The following is a 26,424-nucleotide window of genomic DNA, read 5'->3' as shown; positions in this document are numbered from 1 at the left end:
TTTCCTATTAATTAATAGTCTTCATCAATCGGGCGTTTAAGGGGACTACTCGTTAGCGCAGGGTGAAATGAAAATTGTGTCTCTAATAGAAGAAAAAAGGTATGTGGTTAGAGACAGATAGGGATTCATTTCATTATTTCTGGTAATTGTATAAGGGGGATTTTTTGTGAAAAAGTCAAAAAAAATGCTAGCTGGAGCAACTCTTGCGATTGGTGTTATAGCACCGCAAGTAATGCCAACAACAGCTCATGCAGATGAGAACACTGGGGAGAGTACAGTTAACTTACGAATTCTAGAAACATCAGATATTCACGTTAACTTAATGAATTACGATTATTATCAAACGAAAACAGATAATAAAGTAGGTCTCGTGCAAACTGCAACACTCGTTAATAAAGCACGTGAAGAAGCGAAAAACTCTGTCCTATTTGATGATGGAGATGCATTACAAGGGACACCGCTTGGAGATTATGTAGCAAATAAAATAAAAGATCCGAAGAATCCTGTGGATCCTAGTTATACACATCCATTATATCGTGTAATGAATTTAATGAAGTATGACGTCATCTCTCTTGGGAATCATGAATTTAACTACGGCTTAGACTATTTAAACAAAGTAATTAGTAAAACGGAATTCCCGGTTATTAACTCGAATGTTTATAAAGATGATCATGATAATAATGAAGCGAACGATGAAAATTATTTTAAACCATATCATATTTTAGAGAAAGAAGTAGTGGATGAAGCAGGCCAAAAACAAATAGTAAAAATTGGTGTAATAGGATTTGTCCCACCTCAAGTTATGAACTGGGATAAGGCAAATTTAGAAGGAAAAGTAAAAGCGAAAGATATTGTCAAAACAGCGAATAAATTAGTACCGAAACTGAAAAATGAGGAACATGCAGATATTGTCGTTGCACTAGCGCATTCAGGTGTTGATAAGAGTGGATACAACGAAGGAATGGAAAATGCATCATATCATTTAGCAACACAAGTTCCTGGCGTAGATGCAGTATTAATGGGACATTCACATACTGAAGTGAAGGATGTATTTAATGGTGTTCCAGTTGTAATGCCTGGTGTTTTTGGTAGTAACTTAGGTATTATTGATATGCAATTGAAAAAGGTAAACGGAAAATGGGAAGTACAAAAAGATCAATCTAAGCCACAACTTCGCCCGATTGCTAATAGTAAAGGTACCCCATTAGTAGAATCTGATCAAAAATTAGTTAATGAAATTAAAGATGAGCATCAAGCGACAATAGACTATGTAAATACACCTGTAGGTGAAACGAAAGCACCAATTAATAGTTATTTTTCATTAGTACAAGATGATCCTTCCGTACAAATTGTGACAAATGCGCAAAAATGGTATGTAGAACAAGAACTTAAAAAACCAGAGTACGAAAAGATTAAAGATATTCCGGTTTTATCTGCAGGCGCACCATTTAAAGCAGGTGGCCGAAACGGTGCTACATATTATACGGATATTCCAGCTGGAACGTTAGCAATTAAAAACGTTGCAGATTTATACGTGTATCCAAATACGTTATATGCTGTAAAAGTAAATGGGGCACAAGTGAAAGAATGGCTTGAAATGTCTGCAGGTCAGTTTAATACAATTGATCCAAAGAAAACAGAAGAACAGCCATTAGTAAATATAGGCTATCCTACATATAACTTCGATATTTTAGATGGCTTAAAATACGAAATTGATGTAACACAACCGGCGAAATACGATAAAGATGGAAAAGTTGTAAATGCAAATACGAATCGTATTGTAAATATGACATATGAAGGTAAGCCAGTAGCTGATGATCAAGAGTTCATCGTCGCTACAAATAACTATCGTGGAAGTAGTCAAACGTTCCCAGGTGTAAGTAAAGGGGAGGTTGTATACCAATCACAAGATGAAACACGTCAAATCATTGTGAAGTATATGCAAAAAATAAAAAATATTGATCCAGCAGCTGATCAAAATTGGACGTTTAAACCGATTGTTGCAGATAAATTACATACAACATTTGATTCTTCACCAAATGCACAAAAGTATATAAAGAAAGATGGGAACATATCATATGTTGGACCATCTGAAAATGAATTTGCTAAATATGCAATTGATATAACGAAGAAAAATGATGATAAAGAAACTGGTGAAGGAAATCCAACGACACCGCCAACAGGTGGGGGAGAAAATCCAACAACACCGCCAACAGGTAATGGAGAAAACCCAACACCACCAACAGAAGAAGGTAATAATGGTAATGAACCAAAACAAGATGGAAACAATACTGGATCTGGACAAACTACAACAGATGATCAAAATACAAAAGAAACAACAACAACTGTAAGTGAAAATAAAGAAGCTGAAAAAGATGAACGTGATTTACCGAAAACAGGTGCAAGTATTGCTTCTACAATTGGAGCGGGTCTTGCGTTTGTTGGAGCGGGATTACTTATGTTATTTAGAAGAAAGAAAGCGAATAGATAGTCGAGAAATATAAAAAGGATTACCGATTTGGTAATCCTTTTTATTATATTATGAAACTGGTACTGCTTTTTCTTTTTTCCATGAAAGGCCGAATCCAGTAAAGCCGACGATAATGGTTACGACTGGACATGCTAAACAGAAGATTGCGTATGGCAGGTAATCGAATGTTGGAACGCTAAGAACGTTTGTTAAGAATACGCCACTTACACCCCATGGTACGAGTGGATTAATTACTGTACCAGCATCTTCTAATACTCGTGATAAATTACGACGTTCTAAACCGACTTCATCGTATTTATTAGCAAATGCTTGTCCTGTTAAAACGATGGATAAGTACTGCTCACCGAGTAAGAAGTTTACACCAATTGCAGTTGAAGCAGTAGAAATAATTAAGCGTGTACTAGTTTTTACGAAGCTAGAGATAATATTCATCAGCTGCGCTATAATACCCATTCCTTGTAATAATCCTCCCATACAAAGAGCTAGGAAAATAAGAGCAATTGACATCATCATACTTTGCAGGCCACCGCGAGATAATAAGCTATCAATATCTTTGATACCAGTTTTAGAAACGTAACCGTCTTGCATAATTTTTATTAAATCAGCTAAAGAAGTGCTAGGTTTAAAAATAAAGAGAATAATAATCCCTACCACAATTCCTGCAAGTAATGTTGGAACTGCGGGTACCTTTTTAAATGCGAATAGGAACAGTAATAAAATAGGAATCAGTGTAACGATAGAAATCGTTGCATTTTTTTCTAATGTGTTAATAAATGCTGAGAAATCAACGTTTCCACCAGATCCGCTTCCTAAAATGAAAAATGCGATAAAAGCAATAATGAAAGCTGGCACTGTTGTCCAAAGCATGTTACGAATATGTTCAAATAAATCTACACCCGTTACAGCAGGCGCTAAGTTTGTTGTATCAGATAAAGGAGACATTTTATCTCCGAAGAATGCCCCAGAAATAATTGCCCCAGCAATAAGAGCTGGATCGTATCCAAGGGCAGTACCCATTCCCATAAAGGCAAGTCCTACAGTTGCAGCAGTTGTAAATGCACTACCGATACTCGTTCCAACAATTGCACAAACAACAAAAACAGTTGGAACGAAAATTTTTGGAGATACAAGTTGGAAGCCGTATACCATTAAAGTTGGAATAGTTCCAGCTGCGATCCAAATGCTAATTAATACGCCTACAAGTAAGAAAATAAATATAGATGGAATACCAGCTGAAATACTACTTATCATTCCTTTTTCCATAGTAGACCAATCAATTTTTTTCATAAATCCAAACGCTAATAAAAGAACGATGCCAAATAAAATCGGGATGTGTGGTGAAACTTCTAATTTGATAACACTAAAGCCAATGCAGAAAAAGATAAAAATTGTTAAAAGAACAGACTCAATTTTTGAAACCATTGTTTTCCCCTCCTAAGTAATGTGAAATAGCTCTTTTTTATATAAAATTCGCCAATATTGTATATTTCCTTCTAAAATTTAGAATTTTGTGACAAATTACCGGTAATTGTTAGTTCTTCTATATGATGCGGAAATGATTGGATAAAAAAACGTCCCTGCATATAATTATGCAGGGACGAAGAAATCGCGGTACCACCCTAGCTTGTGAAATGAATGTATCACAAAATAAAGGGTCATATGATATGCGCTTATAAAATAAAAAACGCCCCTGCAATATATGCAGGGACGAAAAATTCGCGGTACCACCCTAAATTGTGAAACAGTGTCGTTTCACCACTCTTTAGACATAACGGTCTATAACCGTCTTTCACTACTCCTCACGTTTCGTAAAAGAAGCTCCAGGGGGTAATTCATAATTCGCTCTGTACTGGTTCGCACCGACCACCAGCTCTCTGAAATCAGAAATCGAAATACTACTAAATCCTATCAACGCCGATTCATATGATGTTAGTTAAATTTTTATCATATTTTCATCTTACATGTCAATAAAAATATTAAATGTTTTTTTAGGGAAATAAAGGATAATTGTTTTTAACGCTGTAAAAATGTACGTTATAATGAATTTGAAAGGGGGAGGAAAGAGTGAAGAAAAAAATAATTCTTTTTACCACTTTATTAGTTATTGGAGGAAGTGCTGGAATTTACACAGCTTTTGCGGCTGAATCAGAGCAGTTGAAACAAAAGCAAATACAACAGTCAGAAGTGAAGAAAGTAAAAGAAATAGAAGAGAAGAAATCAATGGAAAAAGCAGCAGAAAAACTAGGAGTTTCTACTGAGGGGAAAACAAAAGAAAAGGTTACGAAAGAAGTAAATACCGCTAGGTTTGAGAAGCGTCATGATTTATTAATTGAGCACGCTAAGCAACTTGGAATTGATACAGAGGGGAAAAAAGATGAAGAAATTATTTTAGAAATTGGAAAGATACAGCATGGAAAGTAGAACAACTTATCATATGATAAGTTGTTCTTTTTTAAGAACGATTTGATTTTAAAATAATTGACAGTCATTCAGATTTAATGTTAACTATATTTATAAACAAGTTAACATTAGGGGTGACAATTGTGAAAATAAATAGTAAAACGATTGAAAAATCATCTTATACATATGAAGAATTAGCAGAGAAAAATAAAGCTTACGTATGGCACCCATTTACACAAATGAAAGATTATTTAGAAGAAGATCCTGTCATTATTGAACGTGGAGAGGGAAGAAAGCTATACGATGTAAATGGTAATGAATATTGGGATGGTGTTTCATCTATATGGTTAAATGTTCACGGACATCAAGTACCGGAATTAGATGAAGCAATTCGTGAGCAATTAAATAAAATTGCTCATTCTACTATGTTAGGACTTGCTAACGTTCCATCTATTTTATTAGCAGAAAAAATTATTGAGGTTGTACCAGATGGATTGAAGAAGGTATTCTATTCTGATTCAGGCTCTACCGCTGTTGAAATTGCAATTAAGATGGCTTTCCAATATTGGCAGCATAAAGGGAAACGAAAGAAACAAAGATTCGTTACATTAAAAGAAGCATATCACGGTGATACAATTGGAGCTGTTTCGGTAGGAGCAATAGACTTGTTTCACCAAGTGTATAGTTCGCTCTTATTTGATGCGATTAAAATGCCGTATCCATATACATATCGTTCTCCTTACGGAAATAATAAGGAGGAAATTGTAAAAAGCCATTTAGAAGAAATGGAAGAATTGTTGAAAGAAAAGCATGAAGAAGTAGCTGCCATCATTGTAGAGCCATTAATGCAAGGTGCTGGCGGGATGATTACAATGCCAAAAGGATATTTAAAAGGACTGCGCGATTTATGTACTAAGTACAATGTATTATTTATTACAGATGAGGTAGCGACTGGATTTGGGCGTACAGGGAAAATGTTTGCGTGTGAACATGAAAATGTGACGCCAGACATTTTAACTGCTGGGAAAGGTTTAACAGGTGGATATTTACCAATTGCAGTTACGGTAACGACAGATGAAATATATAATGCCTTTTTAGGAGAATATGAAGAACAAAAAACATTTTTCCATGGACATAGCTACACAGGCAATCCGTTAGGGTGTGCCGTAGCAATCGCAAATCTAGAACTATATGAAAAAACAAATTTAATAGAAGAAGTGGCACGTAAAACGGATTATGTGGCAGCGCAATTAGAAAAGCTCTTTGCGTATAAACATGTAGGTGATATTCGTCAGTGCGGATTAATGGTTGGTATTGAGCTTGTGAAGAATAAGGAAACGAAAGAAGCGTTTGACTGGACAGAAAGAGTCGGTGTTCAAGTATGTAAACGCGCAAGAGAGCTGGGTATGATTTTACGACCGCTAGGTAACACGATTGTATTTATGCCACCACTTGCTTCTACTTTTGAAGAGATTGATGATATGTTACGCATTTTATATAAGGCAATCTCGGATGTTACGGAGGGAGAATAATGAGTGGTTTTTTCATAACAGCAACTGATACTGAAGTTGGAAAAACAGTAGTTGCAGGTGCTATAGCAGGTGTATTTAGACAATTAGGATATAACGTAGGGGTGTATAAACCGTTGCAAAGTGGGCATGTTGCATCAAACCCTGAGGGAGATGCGGCAAGGTTAAAAGCATTATCAGGTGTGCCGACACAAGAAAATGAAATTTGCCCTTATTCTATTGAAGAACCACTTGCTCCGAGACTTGCCATGAAAAGAGCTGGAAGAGTAGTAAAGTTAAAAGAAATTACTGATTACTATAATGAACTATTAAAAGAGTTTAATAGCTTATTTGTAGAAGGGGCAGGTGGGCTTGCTGTCCCATATACAGAAGATGCTTTAGTAATTGATTTTGCAAAAGAATTACAGTTGCCTCTTATTGTAGTAGCTCGTCCTATATTAGGAACAGTAAATCATACAGTGTTAACGATTGCTTACGCAAAGGCGCATGGCTTAACCGTAGCGGGTGTCATTTTATCAGGTTGCAAAGAATGTGAAATGGAAAGAGCGCAAGAAAATAAAGAGATGATTGAAGAGCTGAGCGGGGTACCAGTTTTAGGATTATTACCATTCTTTGAAGGTGAGTTTACGAAAGAAGAAGTATTAGAATCTGCAAAAGAACATATTATGATTTCAAAATTAGAGGAGTTTATCCAAAATGAATCAAACGTGGCGGGCGCACCTTCAATGTAAATTACAACAATTACATGAGCAAGGGCAGTATCGTGATTTGCATGTAACAGAGAAGGCAGAAGAGACTTGGCTTATTCGAGATAAAAAAAGGATGTTAAATTTAGCGTCAAATAATTATTTAGGGTTAGCTGGAGATGAAAGGTTAAAAGAAGCTGCTATTGCCTGTACAAAAAGATATGGAACTGGAGCGACTGCCTCTCGTCTCGTTGTAGGAAATCATCCATTATATGAAGAGGTTGAGAGAAGCATATGTGACTGGAAAGGTACTGAAAGAGCTTTAATTGTAAATAGTGGGTATACGGCAAATATAGGTGCCATATCTTCTTTGGCCTCTCGGCACGATATTGTTTTTAGTGACAAGTTAAATCACGCAAGTATTGTTGATGGAATCATATTAAGCGGGGCAGAGCATAAAAGGTATCGTCATAATGATTTGGATCATTTAGAGAAGCTGTTGAAAATGGCTTCGCCTGAAAACAGAAAATTAATCGTAACAGATACCGTTTTTAGTATGGATGGTGATACTGCGTATTTGAGAGATTTAGTACAGCTGAAAGAGAAGTACGGGGCAATCATTATAGTCGATGAAGCACATGCGAGTGGAATATATGGAATCGGCGGAGCTGGGTTATCTCATATAGAAAAAAATCTTGCTCAAAAAATTGATATACATATGGGGACGTTTAGCAAGGCTTTAGGGTGTTATGGTGCGTATTTGACAGGTGATGAAATTTATATAGAGTATTTACAAAATATGATGAGAAGCTTTATTTTTACTACAGCTTTACCACCAAGTACGTTAGGAGCAGTGCAAAAAGCAATTGAAATTGTAAAAGAAGATAACGAAAGAAGAGAGAACCTTATAGCAAACGGAGAATACTTCAGAACTAAATTAAGGGATGCTGGTTTTGATATTGGGAATAGTTCAACTCATATTGTACCGATTGTAGTCGGTTCAAATGAACATGCTTTACGATTTAGTAAAAGGTTGCAAGAGGCAGGGATTGCGGCCATTGCAATTCGTCCGCCAACTGTGCCGGTTCATAGTTCTCGAATTCGCTTTGCAGTTACATCGCAACATACAATAGCTGATTTAAAATGGGCTATTGACCGAATTATTCACATTGCGAAAGAAGAGGAGATTTTCGTATGAACGAGCTAAAGATTATTTTTATCCCCGGATGGGGAATGGAAGAGAATATTTGGGATTTAGTACTTCCGTATTTTAAAGGATATCCTGTTCAATGCGTAGATTGGCGTAATGTGAAAGAACGAAGTGAATTTGCGGAACGAACTATAGATGTAGCGCATAACGACAACGTAATTTTAGTTGGATGGTCACTAGGAGCGTTAGCAGCAGTTGAAGCTTATAAAAAGATTCAGGCAAAAGGCATCGTATTAATTGGTGGGACTGCTAAATTTACAAATACGAGCGACTATAGTAATGGATGGAATGCTTTGCATGTAGAACGGCTGAAAAGGAATTTGGCGAGAAGGAAAGAAGATACGCTCAAGCGGTTTTATGAAAATATGTTTACGAAAGATGAGCTAAAAGGGAATAAAAACTTTGAAGACATTGTAGACCGTTTTAAAGGTGATTCTATTCAGTCTTTACAACTAGGTTTGGATTATTTAATAGAAACAGATATGAGAGAAGAACTAAAAGAAATTAAAGTACCTATACTACTTATTCACGGAGAACAGGATGTAATATGCCCATTGTCTGCGGCACGTAGTATGACGGAGAATAGCAGCAGCGAGCTGAAAGTAGTAAGTGAAGCAGGGCATGCATTATGTGTAACGAATTTTGAATATTGTGCAAATGAGATAATTCAATTTGTAGAGGGGATACGACATGATCAACAAAACGTTACTACAAAAACGGTTTAATGGGGCAGCCGTATCTTACGATCGATATGCAAATGTACAAAAAAAGATGGCACATTCATTACTTTCAATCTTAAAGGAACGATATAGTGAAACGGCATCAATACGTATTTTAGAACTGGGATGCGGGACGGGGTATGTAACAGAACAATTATCAAAGTTATTTCCGAAAGCACATATTACAGCAGTTGATTTTGCTGAAAGTATGATTGCGATTGCGCAAACTAGACAAAATGTAAAAAATGTAACGTTTCACTGTGAAGATATTGAGCAATTACGATTAGAAGAATCATATGATGTCATTATTTCAAATGCTACATTTCAATGGTTAAATAATTTACAACAAGTGTTAAGAAATTTATTTCAACATTTGTCTATAGATGGGATATTACTCTTTTCAACGTTTGGACATGAAACATTTCAAGAATTGCATGCTTCGTTCCAACGTGCGAAAGAAGAAAGAAATATAAAAAATGAAATATCGATTGGTCAACGTTTTTATTCAAAAGATCAGTTGCTTCATATATGTAAGATAGAAACAGGGGATGTGCATGTTTCTGAAACATGTTACATAGAGAGTTTTACAGAAGTTAAGGAGTTTCTGCATTCTATTCGAAAAGTAGGAGCAACTAATAGCAATGAAGGATCATATTGTCAAAGTCCCTCACTCTTTCGTGCGATGCTACGCATATACGAAAGAGACTTCACGGGAAATGAAGGGATAATGGCAACGTATCATGCTTTATTTATACATATAACAAAAGAGGGGAAGAGATGAAATGAAACAAGTACAAACAAAAAGGGATTGGAAAAAACTTGCATACGACGTAGTGGAAGAGAAAATGATTACGAAAGAAGATGCAATAGCGATATTAGAAGCTGATGATACAGAAGTTTTAGAAATTATGAATGCAGCTTACATTATTCGCCATCATCACTTTGGTAAGAAAGTAAAATTGAATATGATTATTAATACGAAATCTGGATTATGTCCTGAAGATTGTGGATATTGCTCACAGTCTATTATTTCAGAAGCACCGATTGATAAATATGCATGGTTAACGCAGGAGAAGATTGTAGAAGGGGCACATGAAGCAATACGCCGTAAAGCAGGTACATATTGTATTGTAGCGTCTGGTCGTCGTCCGACGGATAAAGAGGTAAATCACGTAATTGGAGCAGTTAAGGAAATTCGTGAAACGACAGACTTGAAGATTTGTTGTTGTTTAGGTTTCTTAAATGAAGATCAAGCAGGACGTTTAGCGGAAGCAGGCGTGCACCGTTATAACCACAACTTAAATACACATGCAAATAATTACGATAGTATTTGTTCAACTCATACGTATGATGATCGTGTTGATACAGTTCAAAAAGCAAAACAAGCTGGTATTTCACCATGCTCTGGAGCGATTTTTGGCATGGGAGAAACAATTGAAGAGCGTGCTGAAATTGCATTTGAATTACAACGTATAGATGCAGATTCTATCCCTTGTAATTTCCTTGTTGCTGTAAAGGGGACACCTCTTGAAGGGCAAAAAGAGTTAACGCCAGTAGAATGTTTAAAAGTACTTGCAATGATGCGTTTTGTAAACCCAACAAAAGAAATTCGTATTTCAGGAGGACGTGAAATCAATTTACGTTCTGTACAGCCAATCGGTTTATTTGCAGCAAATTCTATTTTTGTCGGGGACTACTTAACGACAGCTGGACAAGAGCCGACTGCGGACTGGGGTATGATTGCAGATTTAGGATTTGAGATTGAAGAATGTGCATTATAAGATAGATGAAAAAGCAAACTTGTAAAAGAGTTTGCTTTTTTGTAAATAAAATGTAATAAATAGTTGTGAACGCTTGATACTATTGGTTTTTGAGCGAAAAAAAGAATTTTTGTGGACGAATTTTCCAAGCCCTAATTGTACATAGTAAATATGTAATTTATATTGGGTTGGAGGATTTTACATGTACAAATACATATTAGCGATTATGACTTGTTTAATTTTAATAAAAGCAATAAGTTCTGATCCAGTTAAGGCTGCCGAAAATCCTGAACAAAAAGAGATGCAACAAAGAATCGAACAACACTTTCGAACGAAAGCTGAACATTTTGGATTGAAAACGGAAGGAAAAGATTTAAAGGAAGTTAGAAAAGAAATTACTATTATAGAAGAAGCGAAAAAAAGAGAGAATGTATGGAGAACAGCACAAGCTCTTCATATAAAAACAGAAGGAAAAACGATGAATGAATTAATAAAAGATGTACAAAAAAAGGTGAAAAAATAAAAAGAGGCCGCAGCCTCTTTTTTTATGCCCATTGTTTTGATAAGTGAGCCATTTCAATTGCAGCAACAGCTGATTCATATCCTTTATTACCAGCTTTCGTACCTGCGCGTTCAATCGCTTGTTCAATTGTTTCTGTCGTTAATACGCCGAAAATAACTGGGATGTCCATTTGTAGTGATAAAGACGCAACACCTTTTGCTACTTCATTACAAACGTAATCGTAGTGCGTTGTAGCACCTCGGATTACAGTACCTAATGTAATAACAGCATCATACTTTCCGCTACTAGCCATCTTTTTAGCGATTAAAGGAATTTCAAATGCACCAGGAACCCAAGCAACATCAATATCATTTTCTTCTACACCGTGACGCTTTAATCCGTCTAAAGCGCCGCCAAGTAACTTACTTGTAATAAATTCGTTAAAACGTCCAACAACAACTCCAACTTTTAATCCTGTACCAACTAAATGACCTTCGAATACCATAATAAATCTCTCCTTTAATTATAAGTTTAGTAAGTGTCCTAATTTGTTTACTTTCGTTTGTAAATACGATTTATTCTCTTCTTTTGCCGGCATTTGCAACGGTACACGCTCGACTACTTCTAAATCGTAACCTTGTAAGCCAGCAATTTTTCTTGGGTTATTCGTTAATAATCGTAAGCTTTGTAAACCTAAATCTTTTAATATTTGAGCACCGATACCGTAATCACGAAGATCAGCAGGGAAGCCGAGTTTTTCATTTGCTTCTACAGTATCGAATCCTTCTTCTTGTAATTTATAAGCGCGAAGCTTATTAAGAAGCCCAATGCCTCTTCCTTCTTGTCTCATATAAAGAAGAACACCTTTTCCTTCACGCTCAATTTGAGCAAGTGCTGCATGGAGTTGTGGTCCGCAATCGCAGCGATGTGAACCGAATACATCTCCTGTTAAGCATTCAGAATGAACACGTACAAGTACCGGTTCACCTGTTGAAATATCGCCTTTTACAAGTGCGATATGTTCTTTCGTATCTAATGAGTTAGAATAGCCAATTGCGTGGAAAGTACCGAAATCTGTAGGTAATGTAATTTCCACTTCTCTCGTCACAAGTGTTTCATGATGGCGGCGATAAGCAATTAAATCTTCTATTGTAATCATTTTTATATCAAATTGTTTTGCACATTCTATTAAATCAGGTACACGTGCCATCGTGCCGTCCTCATTTATAATCTCGCAAATAACTCCAGCGGGTTCGGCACCGCATAGCTTTGCTAAATCAACAGCAGCTTCTGTATGACCTGCACGACGCAGGACACCGCCTTCTTTCGCAATTAATGGAAAGATATGTCCAGGCCGATTAAAATCAGTGCTTTTTGATGCAGGGTTTAACAATTCTTGTATCGTAGTTGCACGTTCGTGAGCACTAATCCCTGTTGTTGTAGAAACATGGTCAATGCTCACTGTAAACGCAGTATGATGTGAATCTGTATTATGAGATACCATTGGTTCTAATTGTAGACGTTCTGCGTACCCTGCTGTAATCGGTACACAAACGAGACCACGGCCATGTGTAATCATAAAATTAATTGTTTCTGGTGTAATGTACTCTGCTAAAGCAATAAAATCGCCTTCATTTTCTCGGTTTTCATCATCACATACGATAACGACTTTACCTTGTTTTAAATCTTCTAGAGCTTCTTCAATACGATGAAACATTGTGCTTCCCCCTTATAGAAATCCGTTTTCTTGTAAAAAGCTTTCAGTCATTGAACCTACTCGTTTTGTAGGTTTAGTAATAAAGCGTTCGATATATTTACCAATCATGTCACACTCAATGTTTACGATATCTCCGGCATTTTTTTCCCCAATGACAGATTCGCTTACTGTGTGCGGGATGAGTGAAATCGTTATGGAAGATTCGTCTATAGCAAATATCGTTAAACTCGTTCCATCAACAGCAATGGATCCTTTATGCAAACAATAGCGCAGTAGTTCATCAGAAATTGCTATTTTGTAATAGACGGCATTGTAATGTTGTTTTTTATTTAAAATTGTTCCGATGCCATCAATATGTCCTGAAACGAAATGTCCACCGAATCGTCCGTTTGCAGCCATTGCTCGCTCTAAATTTACTTTAGAGTGCGGTTTAATCATGCGAAGTGATGTCGACTGCATCGTTTCAGGCATTGCATCAACTGTAAATGAAGTAGTTGTAAAGCTCGTTACAGTTAAGCAAATACCGTTAACCGCGATACTATCACCTAAGTGAACATCTGATAAAATTTTCTTTGCATGAATCGTTAATTTCATCGCTTCTCCGCTTTGTTGCATGTTTGCTATCGTTCCTAATTCTTCTACAATTCCTGTAAACATTCCGTCACCTCGTTTCGGGCATTCGCAACGATTTTTATATCATCACCAATTTGTTTCATCTCTTGAATTTTCAAGGAAAGCGCATCTTGTAATTTTGAAAAACCATTTCCTCCAAATAAAGTAGGAGCATCTTTCCCGCCAATTAATTTCGGGCTTATATAGGTTACAATTTCATTAAAATTGTTTGTTTTTAAGAAACTTGCATGAATCGATTGGCCACCTTCAACGAATAGAGAAAGAATTTGTTTCTCTCCAAGAAAGGAAAGAAGGTCCTCGATTTCTATATACTTCGTTTCCATTTGGAATATAGCTATATTTTTAGATTCATAAGAAGATATCTTCTCTTTCTTTACATCCTTACCGACAATAATCCATGTTGGTGCTAAAAAACCATCTGTTATAACATGAGAAGATGGTGGCGTTCGTAAATGGGTATCTAAAACAACGCGAATAGGATGTTTCCCACCATTTGGAATTCTTGTTGTTAAATGAGGATTATCAGCTATAACTGTATTCACTCCAACAAGAATTGCATCATGTGTATGGCGATATTGGTGAACATCAGCACGTGCTTCTTCACCTGTAATCCACTTACTTTCACCAGTTACAGTTGCTGTTTTTCCATCTAAGCTCATCGCTGTTTTGATTGTTACGAAAGGGCGTTTCGTTTTCATGTAGTGAAAAAAGTAGCGATTTAATAAAACTGCTTCTGCTTCAAGAACACCGGTAGTTACTTCAATTCTAGCTTCCTCTAATCTTCTTTTTCCGTTACCAGAAACGAGCGGATTACAATCGAGAGTAGCAATTACAACACGCTTAACTCCTTTTTCGATGAGCAATTCACAACAAGGTGGTGTTTTTCCAAAGTGGCTACACGGTTCCAGTGTTACATAAACGGTAGCGTCTTTGGCGTTCTGACCAGCCATTTGAAGGGCATGAACTTCTGCGTGTTCTTCACCAGCTCGTAAATGAGCCCCCATACCAACGATGTTTCCATCTTTTACAACAACAGCACCAACCATAGGATTTGGACTTGTTTGTCCTGATGTCCCTTCTGCTAACTGCAGGGCAATCCTCATATATTCTTGATCTGTCATTTTCTTCACCTCTCCTAAAAAAATCAAAAAACCCCAAGGATTTAATATCCTTGGGGTTTGGGAGACGTGATTTCTAGAAATATAGTTTGAATACGAAAGCATAGGAAAGAAACCTAACGATAATTGATATTTCTGCATAAGGAAAAAACCTAGCAAAATATCGAATTTTTAAACGCTAGTTGTCTCTTTTTATTTCAGTATAAAAAATAAGTATAGAAAATTAAACATATATAAAGAATCAAAATGAATCTTTAAAAATATGCATACTGAAATAAAAGTGTATTCACTATATAAAAAACTAGAAACATATCCTTCTCCCATCCAGACTATACTGTCGGCCCTAGAGTTTCACTAGATCCACCGTTTTCGAGTTGAAAACGGGTCACGGACTTAGAAGTTTTCACTTCATCACCGCCGGTTGGGAATTTCACCCGACCCCGAAGGATGCTGTTTGCTCAAATTATAGCACAAAAAAAATAAAAGGCTAGTAAAAAATATTCGAATGTGAAGAATTGTGTGAAAATATATGCAGGCTGGAATGGAAATAAAAGTATTAGAAATGTTGTAAAGAGAAGGGGTATAACGGAGTTGCTAAAAAGAAAAAACATGCACAAAAAAATGTGCATGTCACATGTAAAATTATTCTGCCTCTGGTGCTCTAACAACAGACTCGAATTTACCTTTATGCGAAGCGTCGCAATAAGGCATATTTTTTGATAAACCACAACGGCATAAAGAAAATGCCGGTTTTGCTGGGAATACATTCCCTTGTGAGTCGACTAATTCCACGTCCCCTGTAACGCGAAAAGAGCCATTATCATTTACTTTAATTTGTACTTTTGCCAACGTTATCCCTCCTTCCCAAACGCTTAATTTCATCATATAATCAAGGGAGGTGCTTGGCAATATAAAGTGAAACTTTAATTAGTGGGGGAGGCATCCCCCACTAATTATTAGTTGAACCAATCGGGCTTTTAGGGGCAGTTAATCTCCCACCTAACTTCTTTGTTTCAGCCGAATTTTGAGGTGGGAGTTTTACTGCCCACAAATAGCGGAGAAAAAAGAGCACTTTGTTTGAGAAAGAAGAGAGTGTTATAATAGTTTTCATAACTGACTAGAGTAAGGTGACGAGAGATGGATAAACAATTACATACATTACGAAACATTGCAAATGAGCGCACGTGGGCATCATTTTTGAATGATAATCATCCATATAGTTTGTTACATTGGTCCATTGCAGGTGTAGGGCAAGAGGCAAAGGATGTTTGGTTACTTCAAGATGAAGTAACATTTCAAACGACAGAATTCCCAACGTTAGATGATGCAATGCAATGGATTTCTGAAAATATGGAACAAGTTACAGACGTTTTAGCGCAATAAAAAACAGGCTTATGCAAGCCTGTTTTTTGTTTCTTTCACATATGTGTTTAAAAATTGATCGACGGCTGCTTCGTACTCTTCTTTATTTTCGTTATAAGAGCAAGCGTGTGCACCGTGTTCTGCAATATAAAGCTGCTTATTATTTTCTTTCGCTTCATATAACGCTTTTGTCATATCAGCTAAAATATAGTCGTCATCTTTACTATGAATAAAGAGAACGGGATTGTTAATGTTTTTTATACAGTCGATTGGTGAAACTTCACGAATTGTATAACCGTCACGAACTTTCAAAAATGCGTTTGCTAAAGGTAATAAAGGCCATTTTGGTAAATGGAATTCAACCTTTAAACGGTGCTGTAATTGTCCGTGAAAATCAGAGAAAGGACAATCTGCAATATAGAAATCAGCACCATCTTCTACAAGTCCTGCGTATTGAAGAAGTGTTGCAGCTCCCATAGATTCACCATGAATACCAAGTGTAATATTGGTGCCAAAACGGTTTTTTAGCCAGTCAACTACGGATTTTAAATCATGTTTTTCATAGTATCCATAGCTTGTTGTTTTTCCGCCAGTTTTACCATGACGACGATGATCGTAAATGAGGACGTTATATCCCCTTTTTAAGAATAAGTTTGCATATTTTACAGAGTTTATTTTATTTACAGTTACACCGTGGCAAAAAACCATAAACTTATTGGTGGAATGACCAGCAGGAATGTAATATCCGTGAAGGTCGTATCCGAATTGTGAAGGGATATGAATTTCTTCTTTATGAAGAGCATCAAAATCCTCTATACGAAAATGTTTTTTCGTTTCTCTTTCGAGTACTTCTTCCTCTGTTTTTTTCTTTAAGTACATCACTTTATTTGTAAAGAAAATCCCAAGGGCAGTTATTGCACCTAGTATAGTAAACAATGCTGCAAAAAAACGTTTCATACTTTACCTCATCCTCCAAATACCGTTACATGTGATACACTTATATTGTATCACAATGATATAAAAGGGGAGAAATAGGAAATGCTGCATATACAAAAAATTACGCCAGCGATGAAAGAAACAATCCGAATGTTCATGTGTGGGAATTGGGGAAGTTCATTGATGGTTTCACGTGGTAAGGGACATCAGTTAGAAGAGTTGCCAGGATTTGTTGCGCTCTCAGATGACAGAATAATCGGAATTATAACGTATGAAGTGACCGGAAATATGTGCGAAATTGTATCGCTAGATAGCTTTGAAGAAAGAAAAGGAATAGGGACGAAACTTGTGGATTGTGTATTACAAGTTGCAGAAGAAGAACGGTGCAGACAGGTTTGGCTTATTACAACAAATGATAATATGAATGCGTTACGATTTTACCAAAAACGTAATTTTGTAATGACTAATTTATATGTGAATGCGGTAGAGGAGGCACGAAAAATTAAGAAAGAAATTCCACGTATGGGATATGATAATATCCCAATTTTACATGAAATTCAGTTGGAATATCGTTTGGTGAAATGATGTAACAATTTTCAGAAATGTGAGTTATTAATCTTGACGGATAGTGTAATTTAGGTTACCGTGAAATTGTAATCTATTACCATATTAAGGGGTGACGATGTGGCAACTATACGTGATGTTGCAAAATTGGCAGGTGTTTCAGTCGCAACCGTTTCACGAGTTATGAATGAAAAAGGATACGTTCATGAGGACACAGTAAAACAAGTAAAGGAAGCAATTAAAGAATTACGTTATAGGCCAAACAGTGCAACGAAGCCACTATTTAAAGAGAATTCAACGATAATTGCATTACTTGTAGATAATTTATGTAACCCATCAAACATCACTTTGCTACATTGTATTGAGGAAATAGCATATAAAGAAGGCTATCAAATCATTATTTGTAATATAGAGAATAAAGATAGATACATACATATGCTGAAGCAAAATAACATTGCAGGTGTTATTTTGACAAGAGCAGTTTTTAAAAGTATAGGAGAAATTCCATTTCCGTTTGTTGTGATTGATAAGCAACAATCACATGGAAATTATTATGAAAGTGGACAGAGTGCTGTTTCTTTATTAAAAGAGAAAGGGTGTCACTTTCTTGCATATTTCGGTGAGGGAGAAGAAAGTGAAGAAATGGAAGATCATATAGCAGGGTTTTTAGACGCTGTTTGGGATGAAGGAATCTCTTATCGAGAAGAATGTGTACAAGGATATACAAATAAACAATTTATTACATTATTGCAAAACAATCCGTATATAGATGGAATTGTAACCTCAAGTGATCAGATTGCTATTGATTTAATTCGGTCAGCGAGATTTCTAAATATACATATACCAGATAAATTAAAAATTGTTGGACCGAATGGGAGTATAGAGTGTGAATGGAGAGGTTCATCACTACCGACAATAGAAAGCTATGTCAGAGATAATGGAAAAGTAGCTTTTCAACAATTAAAAGGAAAAATAAAAAAGTAAAAGGTGCGTTTTATACGCACCTTTTTATAATGTAATTGCGGCAATAAAGCCAAATATAAGTAACGGTATATTGTAATGTAGAAAAGTGGGTACACATGTATCCCATATATGATGGTGCTGACCATCAGCATTTAAACCGGATGTTGGTCCAAGGGTACTATCCGATGCTGGAGATCCTGCGTCACCTAGCGCTCCGGCTGTACCGATAATTGCAATTGTGGCCATTGGACTAAATCCAAGCTGAATGCAAAGAGGTACAAAAATGGTTGTTAAGATAGGGATGGTTGAAAAGGATGAACCAATTCCCATCGTAACGAGAAGTCCAATAACGAGCATAAGAAATGCAGCGAGTGGTTTGTTATTTCCGATTAGATGTGCACTCGTTTGCACTAGAGATTCAACATGTCCTGTTTTTCGAAGAACAGCGCCGAATCCGGCGGCAGCAATCATAACAAAGCCAATAAAGGACATCATACGCATTCCGCTTGTTAATATCGCATCTGCTTCTTTAAGTGGTAGACTGCCACTAACTGATAAGACGATAATACCTGCTAAAGCACCGAAAATCATTGATTCTGTTGTTAATTGAACAGTTAATGTAGCAATGATAGATAATAACCCGAAAGTAATGCTACGTTTTGTATAGGGAACGATTTCATTTTCGGTAGTATGAATTTGTTCTGTTTCATACGTACGAGGTTTTCGGTACGTAATGAATACCGCTACACATAATCCAATAATCATACCGATTGCTGGAATAGTCATTGCTTTTGGAATAAGTGCGACATCAAATGTAAGACCGCTTTGCGCAGCGTTGGTTTGCAAAACGTCATGATAAATTTTTCCGAACCCTGCAGGGATCCACATATAAGGAGTAATCAATCCAAATGTAATAATACATGTGACAAGTCTGCGATCCACTTTCAGCTCAGTTAATACTTTTAAAAGTGCTGGAATTAAGATGGGGATGAAAGCAATGTGAACAGGAATCACATTTTGTGAGAAACAAGCCATCATTAAAATAATGAATAAAATAAGTACCTTAGAATAAACTTGTTTTTTCGTGTCTTGTTCATTGCCAATCCATTTTAATGCAGTTTGAATCATAGCATCTGGAAGTCCTGTTTTGGAAAGGGAAATAGCGAAACCACCAAGCATTGCATAACTTAAAGCGATTGGAGCACTGTTTCCAAGACCAGTTGTAAAAGTGTTAATCGTTTCTGAAATACCGAGTCCGCCGATAAGTCCGCCTGTTAAAGCTCCAACAATGATGGCGACAATGACCTGGACACGTAACAAACTAAGCAATAGCATAATTGCTACTGCGACGAGTACAGCGTTCATAATAAATGTAATCTCCCTAAATTTTTATTCTGTTAAGACAAGTACATATGAAACATTTTGCTATGTTTATACATACTTGCGACATATTATTATAAAATGTTTTCTATGAAATGTAAAAGAGCCTTTTGTGACTAATGCTGAAAAGCTAGCTCTTGTTTAATTGATTGCAAAGAATTGGCGAATAATTCTGGTTCTTCTAGATCAGGAGAATGTGCTGAGTTTGGGAACCAAATCATCTTTTTTATAGGCGCTTCAATAATATCGCAATATTCCTGAACGAGTGCATAAGGAGTTTGATAATCATAGCGACCAGAACAAAAATAAACTGGAATAGATAAACTTGAGATAGAAGAAAAGAAATCGATTGTCAGCATTTCTTCCCATAAAACGCCAGATTTTAAATTTCCTGCGAGAAACTTGAACCAATCTAATAGCGTGTACTCAGGAGAAAAGAAACCTTTTCGTATGAAAGAAAAGGAAGATCCATTTTGGATTGCGCCTCCGAATGTGCCAAGCCACTTTCTTTGAATAATGAGACGTCTCGTATCTAAAAATGGTGGCTTTCCTAATTTTAAAAGGGAAGCTAATGCTTTTTTATGATTATGTTTTTTTGCAGAACGAATTAAATGTTGATATAGCAATTCTTCATTTTGTTTCATATGTACAATTTGCCCAATACCGATGTAAGCCTCAATATACTTTGGATATTGATGTGCTATGTTAAGCCCAATGATACTTCCCCAAGAATGACCAGCGAGAAATAGTTTTTGTTTGTTGAACCTTTTAAGTACATATTGAATCACTTCTTTTGCATCGGAAACGAATTGTTCGATTGTGAAATTTGCTCCGAAATCTTTCATTGAAAAGGATTTACCAGCCCCGCGCTGATCCCAATTAATAACAATAAATTGCTTCTCTAATTCTTTTTGAAAATGGCGAATAAATCCGATTTGTGCCATCCCAGGTCCGCCGTGACAGCATAATAAAATAGGTTGCTCTACGTTTTGTCCACGCATAAGGAGAGTTTGTTTTCGATTATTAATCATAACGCTTTCTATCGTAGCGATACTGTTAGGAATGAGTTGTTTGTTTTCATTATAGAACTGAGGGGTGTAGCTACGAAAAAGCATATTGAAAACCTCCTTTTGTGAAATCGTATGAATCGCACAGGCTATTCATTTTGCATATACTGTTAGAAAATCATTGTAACATACCATACTAGTGTCATTTCAACACGGGAGGAGGGAAATTGTGACGATTGGAGAAATTATAGATGGTTTAAATAGACGTGAACCCATCGCTATTATAGCAAAACGTCTTGAAATAAGCCCGTATACATTATCGAAGAAATTAAGATTGATTGGATACGAATATGATGGAGAGCAGAAGAAACGTATTTTTGTAGGAGATGGAGAAGAACCACGTCACTTACAACTCCAAGAAGCGACCGCCCTTCAATATGAGAAAACAGATTATCAATTGTTAATTTATGAGCAATTACAAAGCATTTATGAATTATTAAGAAAAAGAGAAGAAGTAATTGTACCAATTATGAGTAAAAGTACAGAGAAGAAGAGACGAACCTTTTCTATTAATACAGAAATATTATCACAATTGGACCTTATATCAGAATCGAAAGGAATTCAAAAATCTAAACTTGTAGAAGAGGCGTTGCACCAATTTTTACAGCAATATGAAGTTGACAAAACATCACATTTTAATAACTAAAGAAAAGGATACTATGTTCATTGGAAGAACGAGTATCCTTTTTATGATGTATATTACGTATAAAATAGAGGATCAGTATAAATCCTTTATGGCGTGAAAAATGAAATTTATTATTAGAGAAACACTTAATTTACTTTTTGAATTCTTCCATCAATAACTGGCTGAATTGGTTCTTTTAATTGTTTTACGTAATCGACTAACGCTTCAAAGTCGTTTGGACCAGTTTCTGCATTTTTACCATTTTTAAATGATACGAATCCGTCACCGCCAGAAGCTAAGAAGGCATTTGCAACTACGCTATACATTTTAGATGGAGATAATTCTTCTCCGTTTGTTAAACGTATATTTGTAACTTTTTCACCGTTTGGTTTATTTGCATCCCACGTATATTGAATACCTGAAATTTGAAGCATTCTTGTTGTTCCTTTTTGCCATTGCTGATTTAAAATATCGCGAATGTCTTGACCTGTTAAATCTACTTTAATTAATTGATTTCCAAAAGGTTGAATGCCGTATAACTCACCCCACGTAATATCACCAGCATCTAAGTCATTACGAATGCCACCAGGATTCATGAGGGCGATTTGAGTTTGCATCGTTTGACGCTGAGCATCGGCAACTAAATTTCCAAGAGTGGACTCACCAGCATCATTTTGTTTACGGTCGATAGGTGCTGTAGATTTTCCGACTACTTCATTTACAAGTGGTGCAATTTTTTCTTTATATTGATCTAGTTTTTTCTTTACTTGTTTATCAGGTTCTACACCTTCATGATAGGTTGTAACAACTTCAGCTTTTTTCTTTACAATATCCTTTGTTTTACGATCAATTGTTACATCCACGTCTGAGAAAGCCGTTCCGTATGAATTTGCTTGGACAATTAGTTTATTATTTACTGTACCATTTACATACGTATGACTATGTCCACCGAAAATAACATCAACTTCTGGGTCTGTTTCATTTGCAATTCGAGTAAGATCGCCATTTGTTACCCCAGACTCATCGGTTGTTCCACCGACATGAGCAAGAACGACGATAGATTTAACGCCGAGACGTTTTAATTGTTGTGTTGATTTATTAATTGCTTCTACTTCATCAGTAATTTGTACATTGTTAAGCATCGTAGGCATAACGACATTTGGTGTATCAGTTGTAACAACCCCAATGAATCCTACAGGAACACCATCTACCATTTTTACAGTAAACGGTGGTAAAAATAAGCGGCCAGTTGATTTGTTGTAGAAGTTAGCAGCTACATAGGGGAAGTTAGCCCCTTTGAAATTCCCTGTTTTTTCATGATATCCACCGTAAATGAGGCGTTGCATTTCATCAATACCTTCATCAAATTCATGGTTTCCGATTGTACCGACATCAAATTTTAAGTCATTTAAAAATTCAATTGTCGGTTCATCTTGTAATAATGCTGAAACTGGTGGACTAGCTCCGACGATATCACCAGCATGTACGAGAAGTGTATTAGGGTTTTGTTTTTTACGTTCTTTTAAATAAGTAGCTAAGTAATCAGCGCCACCAGCTTCTTTATTATTGATTTTTTTAACAGTATCTAGTTGTCCATGGAAATCATTAATACCAAGCATTTGTACGTCTATGTAGCGGTTTTGTTCAGCTGGATTCTGAGATGGGGGAGCGGCAAATACGCTTGAAAAAGTAATGGTGCTTAAAACAGCAACGGCAGGAATAATTTTTTTCCACATAATATAATTCTCCTTTTTTTATAATCTGACATCATACGACATAATTTTAATAGATTCATAGGATTATAGCTACATAAAAATTTAGTCTTTTCGAAAAATTAACATATTTACAAAAAGTGAATAATAGAGTGAAGACCTTTTTTTATTGTCGATTTCATCGTGTATCTACTATAATGGAGAAAAAAGTAAAAGGTGAGTAGCATGAAGAAAAAGAAACAAAGACAAATACAAAGACAATCACAAGTGAATCAACCGAAGAAAGAAACACTTACATTAGGCGATCAATTAAATGATTCACTCATGCAACAATTAAAGAGTAAGAAGAAAGAGTTGCAAGTGAGGGAAGAGGAAAAAGAGGCAGCTGAACTGGAAAGAAAGCGCCAAGAACAAAAAGAACGTGAAAAGAATAAATCATTTGAAGAACTGCTAAGTGAAAGTAACCTTACTTGGAAAGACTTTAAATAATAAAAAATGATCAGTGGTATTTCACTGATCATTTTTTGACGAGCTTGTAAGAAAAGGGGAGTTAGAATGAGAAAAATTATCGTTGTTCCACATGAAAACCATTGGAGTGAAAAATTTCAAATGGAGGCTGAAAGATTAAAAACAGCGATGCCAGAAACGGTGAAAATTCATCATATTGGAAGTACGTCAGTGCCCGGACTGGCAGCTAAACCTATTATTGATATGATCATGGAAGTAGAAAATATCGAAAGAGTAGATGGGTGGAATGAACGATTTATAGAGCTTGGTTACATCGTAAAAGGGGAAAATGGTATTTCAAGACGCCGATATTTTATTCATGGAACTGAAGAAAAACGTTCGTATCATTTACACGTGTTTGAAAAAGGAAATCCAGAGATTGTAAGGCATTTAGCGTTTCGTGATTATATGATGGCTCATTGTGAAGAAGCAGAGGCATATGCAACCTTAAAGAGAGAATTAGCCGAAAAGTATACATATGATGGCACGTTATATACGGAAGGGAAAAATGAGTTTGTGCGCAATGTGGATGAAAAAGCGAAAGAATGGAGAGAAAATAACTTAAATGAATGAGTTCACGTTATTTTTTAGCTATATAAAAGTGTTATGTAAACTGTACGTATGTTTTGACTTTTGGGATGAATCTTGTTGAAATAAAGTTGTGGCTTATAAAAAATGTAACAATGAAAGGGAGACGACTGTGCATATTCCAACAACTACACTTCATAATGGCGTGAAAATGCCGATGATTGGTCTAGGCGTATATAAAGCGAAAGAAGGAGACGAAGTAAAGCAAGCAGTAAAAACAGCGTTAGAAGTTGGATACCGTTCGATTGATACAGCAACTGTATATGAAAATGAAAGCGGTGTCGGAGAGGCGATACGTGAATCAGGAATTCCAAGAGAAGATATATTTATAACAACAAAAGTATGGAACGACGATCAAGGATATGAGGAGACACTCGAGGCGTTTGAAAAGAGTTTGAAAAAATTACAAATGGACTATGTAGATTTATATTTAATACATTGGCCGGTAAGAGGGAAGTATGTTGATACGTACCGAGCTTTGGAGAAATTGTATGAAGAAGGTAAAGTGCGCGCGATTGGTGTTTCTAATTTTCATAAACATCATTTAGAACTATTATTACCAAATTGCAAAGTGAAGCCGATGGTAAACCAAGTGGAACTTCATCCGATGTTGACGCAATTTGAGTTGCGCAATTATTGTCAAGATGAGCAAATTCAAATGGAAGCATGGAGTCCGTTAATGAGGGGCGGAGAAGTATTCCAGCATCCAATCATTCAGGCTATTGCTAACAAATATGAAAAAACACCTGCACAAGTTATATTAAGGTGGGATATTCAAAGCGGAATTGTTACAATTCCTAAATCTGTTACACCATCTCGTATTGAAGAAAACTTTACTATTTTTGATTTTGCACTAACTGAAGAAGAGATACGTCAAATTAACACGTTGAATCGTGATTTACATGTAGGAACGAATCCTGATAAATATGATACGTTATAAAAAAGACTGTCTCCTAATACTGGAGACAGTCTTCTGTTTATCGGTAATTCGATATTTTTAACGATGCAAAGCATATGTGTCATATTTAACAATCTTTTGAAGTTGTATATATTCTTCTTTCGTTAAAGGTAACTGTTGGCTAGCTCGTATATTTTCCTGTAATTGTTGAAGCGAGCTTGCACCAGGTATAACAGCTGCAACAGTCTTATTATGTAAGCAATATTGAATAGCTGTTCCTGTTAAAGAGCGTTCTCCAATCGTTTCTTTTACACTCGCTAGAGTTGTATGTAATTCATCGTAAGAATAAGAGAGATAATCCTTGTCCTTTACTCTTTCTATTTTTATTGCATTGTTGTCAGTTAAAATTCCTTTTGCAAGTGGCCCGCGGGCAATGACGCTAATTTGGTGTTCATTCAGAAGGCGAAACCATTCTTCTGGACGACGATTTAAAAGGCTATATTCCATTAGTACACTAACGATGTTTGAGCGTTTTGCATACTCACGAACGACATTTGGGCGTATAGAAGAAATACCATAATGGCGAATAATACCTTCCTTTTTCAATTCTTCAAAAGCTTCAATTGTTTCATCTATTGGATCTTCAATCGTTCCCCCATGAAGTTGGTAAAGATCAATATAATCAGTTTGAAGTCTACGTAAACTTTCCTTTACTTCAGTTTTTATGTAAGCTTTAGAAGGATCCCAAGACCAGCCATTTTTTTCTTCTGTCCAACGATTTCCAACTTTCGTTGTAAGAACAATTTGGTCTCTTCTTCCCTTCAAGGCTTTTCCAACAAATTCTTCATTTAATCCGTAATCATATAAATCTGCTGTATCAAAAAAATTAATTCCTAAATCGATTGCTTCATCGATAATATGCATAGCTTCTGTTTCAGATGTACCGAGAGACATACAGCCAAGGCCCATTTCTGTAACAAATAAATCTGAGTTTCCTAATTGACGTTTTTTCATAGGTCAACCTCCTTACCTTTATTGTACGAGAGGGAAAAGAGGT

General features: G+C 36.1%; 27 protein-coding genes, 1 riboswitch and 1 other annotated feature. Of the genes, 16 read left to right on the top strand and 11 right to left on the bottom strand.

From position 1 onward, the window contains the following. The first annotated feature begins 166 nt into the window (after positions 1 to 166). Positions 167 to 2,491: a bifunctional 2',3'-cyclic-nucleotide 2'-phosphodiesterase/3'-nucleotidase gene (gene cpdB / locus DN407_RS20400; RefSeq protein ID WP_000748656.1), complete on the top strand. Its 2,325-nt coding sequence runs from the start codon at positions 167 to 169 to the stop codon at positions 2,489 to 2,491. Between the two features lie 48 nt (positions 2,492 to 2,539). On the opposite strand, the gene nhaC is transcribed toward cpdB, so the two are convergent. Next, entirely contained in the window at positions 2,540 to 3,913 is a 1,374-nt protein-coding gene (gene nhaC, locus DN407_RS20395; protein ID WP_000253716.1) for a Na+/H+ antiporter NhaC, read from the bottom strand. 278 nt (positions 3,914 to 4,191) lie between these two features. Further along, positions 4,192 to 4,412 (bottom strand) — a binding site (T-box leader). Positions 4,413 to 4,555: 143 nt separating this feature from the next. Here nhaC and DN407_RS20390 point away from each other — a divergent pair. From DN407_RS20390 to DN407_RS20355, 8 genes are all read left to right on the top strand, one after another. Continuing rightward, positions 4,556 to 4,912 carry a hypothetical protein gene (locus DN407_RS20390; RefSeq protein ID WP_098022464.1) on the top strand — a complete coding sequence of 119 codons (357 nt, stop codon included), beginning with the start codon at positions 4,556 to 4,558 and terminating at the stop codon, positions 4,910 to 4,912. A 77-nt stretch (positions 4,913 to 4,989) separates the two neighbouring features. Continuing rightward, positions 4,990 to 6,423 carry an adenosylmethionine--8-amino-7-oxononanoate transaminase gene (gene bioA, locus DN407_RS20385; RefSeq protein WP_142263046.1) on the top strand — a complete coding sequence of 478 codons (1,434 nt, stop codon included), beginning with the start codon at positions 4,990 to 4,992 and terminating at the stop codon, positions 6,421 to 6,423. Next, positions 6,423 to 7,151, top strand: a complete 729-nt coding sequence (gene bioD / locus DN407_RS20380; RefSeq protein WP_149216612.1) for a dethiobiotin synthase — start codon at positions 6,423 to 6,425, stop codon at positions 7,149 to 7,151. Before bioA ends, bioD begins: the two co-directional genes overlap by 1 nt. After that, entirely contained in the window at positions 7,117 to 8,304 is a 1,188-nt protein-coding gene (bioF, locus tag DN407_RS20375; protein WP_001077287.1) for an 8-amino-7-oxononanoate synthase, read from the top strand. Before bioD ends, bioF begins: the two co-directional genes overlap by 35 nt. After that, entirely contained in the window at positions 8,301 to 9,041 is a 741-nt protein-coding gene (locus tag DN407_RS20370) for an alpha/beta fold hydrolase (RefSeq protein WP_098283373.1), read from the top strand. The genes bioF and DN407_RS20370 overlap by 4 nt, the downstream gene beginning before the upstream one ends. Continuing rightward, positions 9,007 to 9,816, top strand: coding sequence for a malonyl-ACP O-methyltransferase BioC (gene bioC, locus DN407_RS20365; protein WP_000608906.1), 810 nt, complete (start codon positions 9,007 to 9,009; stop codon positions 9,814 to 9,816). The genes DN407_RS20370 and bioC overlap by 35 nt, the downstream gene beginning before the upstream one ends. A gap of 1 nt (position 9,817) precedes the next feature. Continuing rightward, positions 9,818 to 10,816, top strand: a complete 999-nt coding sequence (gene bioB, locus DN407_RS20360; RefSeq protein WP_000815856.1) for a biotin synthase — start codon at positions 9,818 to 9,820, stop codon at positions 10,814 to 10,816. 181 nt (positions 10,817 to 10,997) lie between these two features. Continuing rightward, positions 10,998 to 11,318, top strand: a complete 321-nt coding sequence (locus DN407_RS20355; protein ID WP_000280032.1) for a hypothetical protein — start codon at positions 10,998 to 11,000, stop codon at positions 11,316 to 11,318. Between the two features lie 22 nt (positions 11,319 to 11,340). On the opposite strand, the gene ribH is transcribed toward DN407_RS20355, so the two are convergent. The 5 genes from ribH to DN407_RS20330 form a co-directional block, all read right to left on the bottom strand. After that, positions 11,341 to 11,802: a 6,7-dimethyl-8-ribityllumazine synthase gene (gene ribH, locus DN407_RS20350; protein WP_000230895.1), complete on the bottom strand. Its 462-nt coding sequence runs from the start codon at positions 11,800 to 11,802 to the stop codon at positions 11,341 to 11,343. Between the two features lie 18 nt (positions 11,803 to 11,820). After that, positions 11,821 to 13,014 (bottom strand): bifunctional 3,4-dihydroxy-2-butanone 4-phosphate synthase/GTP cyclohydrolase II, encoded by a 1,194-nt coding sequence (gene ribBA, locus DN407_RS20345; protein WP_087967348.1) that lies wholly within the window; start codon positions 13,012 to 13,014, stop codon positions 11,821 to 11,823. Between the two features lie 12 nt (positions 13,015 to 13,026). Next, the gene (gene ribE / locus DN407_RS20340) at positions 13,027 to 13,671 is read right to left on the bottom strand and encodes a riboflavin synthase subunit alpha (RefSeq protein WP_149216611.1); all 645 of its coding nucleotides are present in this window, start codon (positions 13,669 to 13,671) and stop codon (positions 13,027 to 13,029) included. Further along, the gene (ribD, locus tag DN407_RS20335) at positions 13,653 to 14,768 is read right to left on the bottom strand and encodes a bifunctional diaminohydroxyphosphoribosylaminopyrimidine deaminase/5-amino-6-(5-phosphoribosylamino)uracil reductase RibD (protein WP_098283371.1); all 1,116 of its coding nucleotides are present in this window, start codon (positions 14,766 to 14,768) and stop codon (positions 13,653 to 13,655) included. The genes ribE and ribD overlap by 19 nt, the downstream gene beginning before the upstream one ends. 305 nt (positions 14,769 to 15,073) lie before the next feature. Further along, positions 15,074 to 15,217, bottom strand: a riboswitch (FMN riboswitch). Positions 15,218 to 15,407: 190 nt separating this feature from the next. Further along, the gene (locus DN407_RS20330) at positions 15,408 to 15,614 is read right to left on the bottom strand and encodes a CDGSH iron-sulfur domain-containing protein (protein WP_001151582.1); all 207 of its coding nucleotides are present in this window, start codon (positions 15,612 to 15,614) and stop codon (positions 15,408 to 15,410) included. 288 nt (positions 15,615 to 15,902) lie between these two features. On the opposite strand from DN407_RS20330, the gene DN407_RS20320 reads away from it, so the two are divergent. Then, positions 15,903 to 16,148, top strand: coding sequence for a DUF2552 family protein (locus tag DN407_RS20320; RefSeq protein ID WP_000360793.1), 246 nt, complete (start codon positions 15,903 to 15,905; stop codon positions 16,146 to 16,148). Positions 16,149 to 16,157: 9 nt separating this feature from the next. Here DN407_RS20320 and DN407_RS20315 read toward each other — a convergent pair whose 3' ends face one another. Next, positions 16,158 to 17,084 carry an alpha/beta hydrolase gene (locus DN407_RS20315; protein WP_000819234.1) on the bottom strand — a complete coding sequence of 309 codons (927 nt, stop codon included), beginning with the start codon at positions 17,082 to 17,084 and terminating at the stop codon, positions 16,158 to 16,160. A gap of 81 nt (positions 17,085 to 17,165) precedes the next feature. Between DN407_RS20315 and DN407_RS20310 the strand changes: the two genes are divergently transcribed. Both DN407_RS20310 and DN407_RS20305 read left to right on the top strand, forming a co-directional pair. After that, complete coding sequence (locus DN407_RS20310) at positions 17,166 to 17,648, top strand: GNAT family N-acetyltransferase (protein ID WP_098283370.1); 483 nt, start codon at positions 17,166 to 17,168, stop codon at positions 17,646 to 17,648. Between the two features lie 99 nt (positions 17,649 to 17,747). After that, on the top strand, positions 17,748 to 18,611 hold the full coding sequence (locus tag DN407_RS20305) for a LacI family DNA-binding transcriptional regulator (RefSeq protein WP_016111640.1): 864 nt from the start codon (positions 17,748 to 17,750) through the stop codon (positions 18,609 to 18,611). Positions 18,612 to 18,635: 24 nt separating this feature from the next. On the opposite strand, the gene DN407_RS20300 is transcribed toward DN407_RS20305, so the two are convergent. After that, positions 18,636 to 19,955, bottom strand: coding sequence for a Na+/H+ antiporter family protein (locus tag DN407_RS20300; RefSeq protein WP_098022470.1), 1,320 nt, complete (start codon positions 19,953 to 19,955; stop codon positions 18,636 to 18,638). Positions 19,956 to 20,086: 131 nt separating this feature from the next. Beyond that, positions 20,087 to 21,085, bottom strand: a complete 999-nt coding sequence (locus DN407_RS20295) for an alpha/beta fold hydrolase (protein ID WP_000898975.1) — start codon at positions 21,083 to 21,085, stop codon at positions 20,087 to 20,089. A gap of 121 nt (positions 21,086 to 21,206) precedes the next feature. On the opposite strand from DN407_RS20295, the gene DN407_RS20290 reads away from it, so the two are divergent. Further along, positions 21,207 to 21,683 (top strand): ribbon-helix-helix domain-containing protein, encoded by a 477-nt coding sequence (locus tag DN407_RS20290; protein WP_149216610.1) that lies wholly within the window; start codon positions 21,207 to 21,209, stop codon positions 21,681 to 21,683. Between the two features lie 125 nt (positions 21,684 to 21,808). Here DN407_RS20290 and DN407_RS20285 read toward each other — a convergent pair whose 3' ends face one another. After that, on the bottom strand, positions 21,809 to 23,398 hold the full coding sequence (locus tag DN407_RS20285; RefSeq protein ID WP_000265548.1) for a bifunctional metallophosphatase/5'-nucleotidase: 1,590 nt from the start codon (positions 23,396 to 23,398) through the stop codon (positions 21,809 to 21,811). Positions 23,399 to 23,599: 201 nt separating this feature from the next. Between DN407_RS20285 and DN407_RS20280 the strand changes: the two genes are divergently transcribed. From DN407_RS20280 to DN407_RS20270, 3 genes are all read left to right on the top strand, one after another. Further along, positions 23,600 to 23,863 (top strand): YqkE family protein, encoded by a 264-nt coding sequence (locus tag DN407_RS20280; RefSeq protein ID WP_000727548.1) that lies wholly within the window; start codon positions 23,600 to 23,602, stop codon positions 23,861 to 23,863. Positions 23,864 to 23,929: 66 nt separating this feature from the next. Then, complete coding sequence (locus tag DN407_RS20275) at positions 23,930 to 24,454, top strand: GrpB family protein (RefSeq protein WP_001226445.1); 525 nt, start codon at positions 23,930 to 23,932, stop codon at positions 24,452 to 24,454. Between the two features lie 127 nt (positions 24,455 to 24,581). Next, a complete protein-coding gene (locus DN407_RS20270) occupies positions 24,582 to 25,409 on the top strand; it encodes an aldo/keto reductase (protein ID WP_000547991.1) in 828 nt (275 codons plus the stop codon). 57 nt (positions 25,410 to 25,466) lie between these two features. On the opposite strand, the gene DN407_RS20265 is transcribed toward DN407_RS20270, so the two are convergent. Continuing rightward, positions 25,467 to 26,381, bottom strand: coding sequence for an aldo/keto reductase (locus DN407_RS20265; protein ID WP_098283369.1), 915 nt, complete (start codon positions 26,379 to 26,381; stop codon positions 25,467 to 25,469). Between the last annotated feature and the right edge of the window lie 43 nt (positions 26,382 to 26,424).

It is taken from the genome of Bacillus sp. JAS24-2, assembly GCF_008274905.1.
In the GTDB taxonomy this organism is placed as follows: domain Bacteria; phylum Bacillota; class Bacilli; order Bacillales; family Bacillaceae_G; genus Bacillus_A; species Bacillus_A cereus.
The sequence above is the reverse complement of the archived record's forward strand: the minus strand, read 5'-3'. Positions and strand labels throughout refer to the sequence as shown.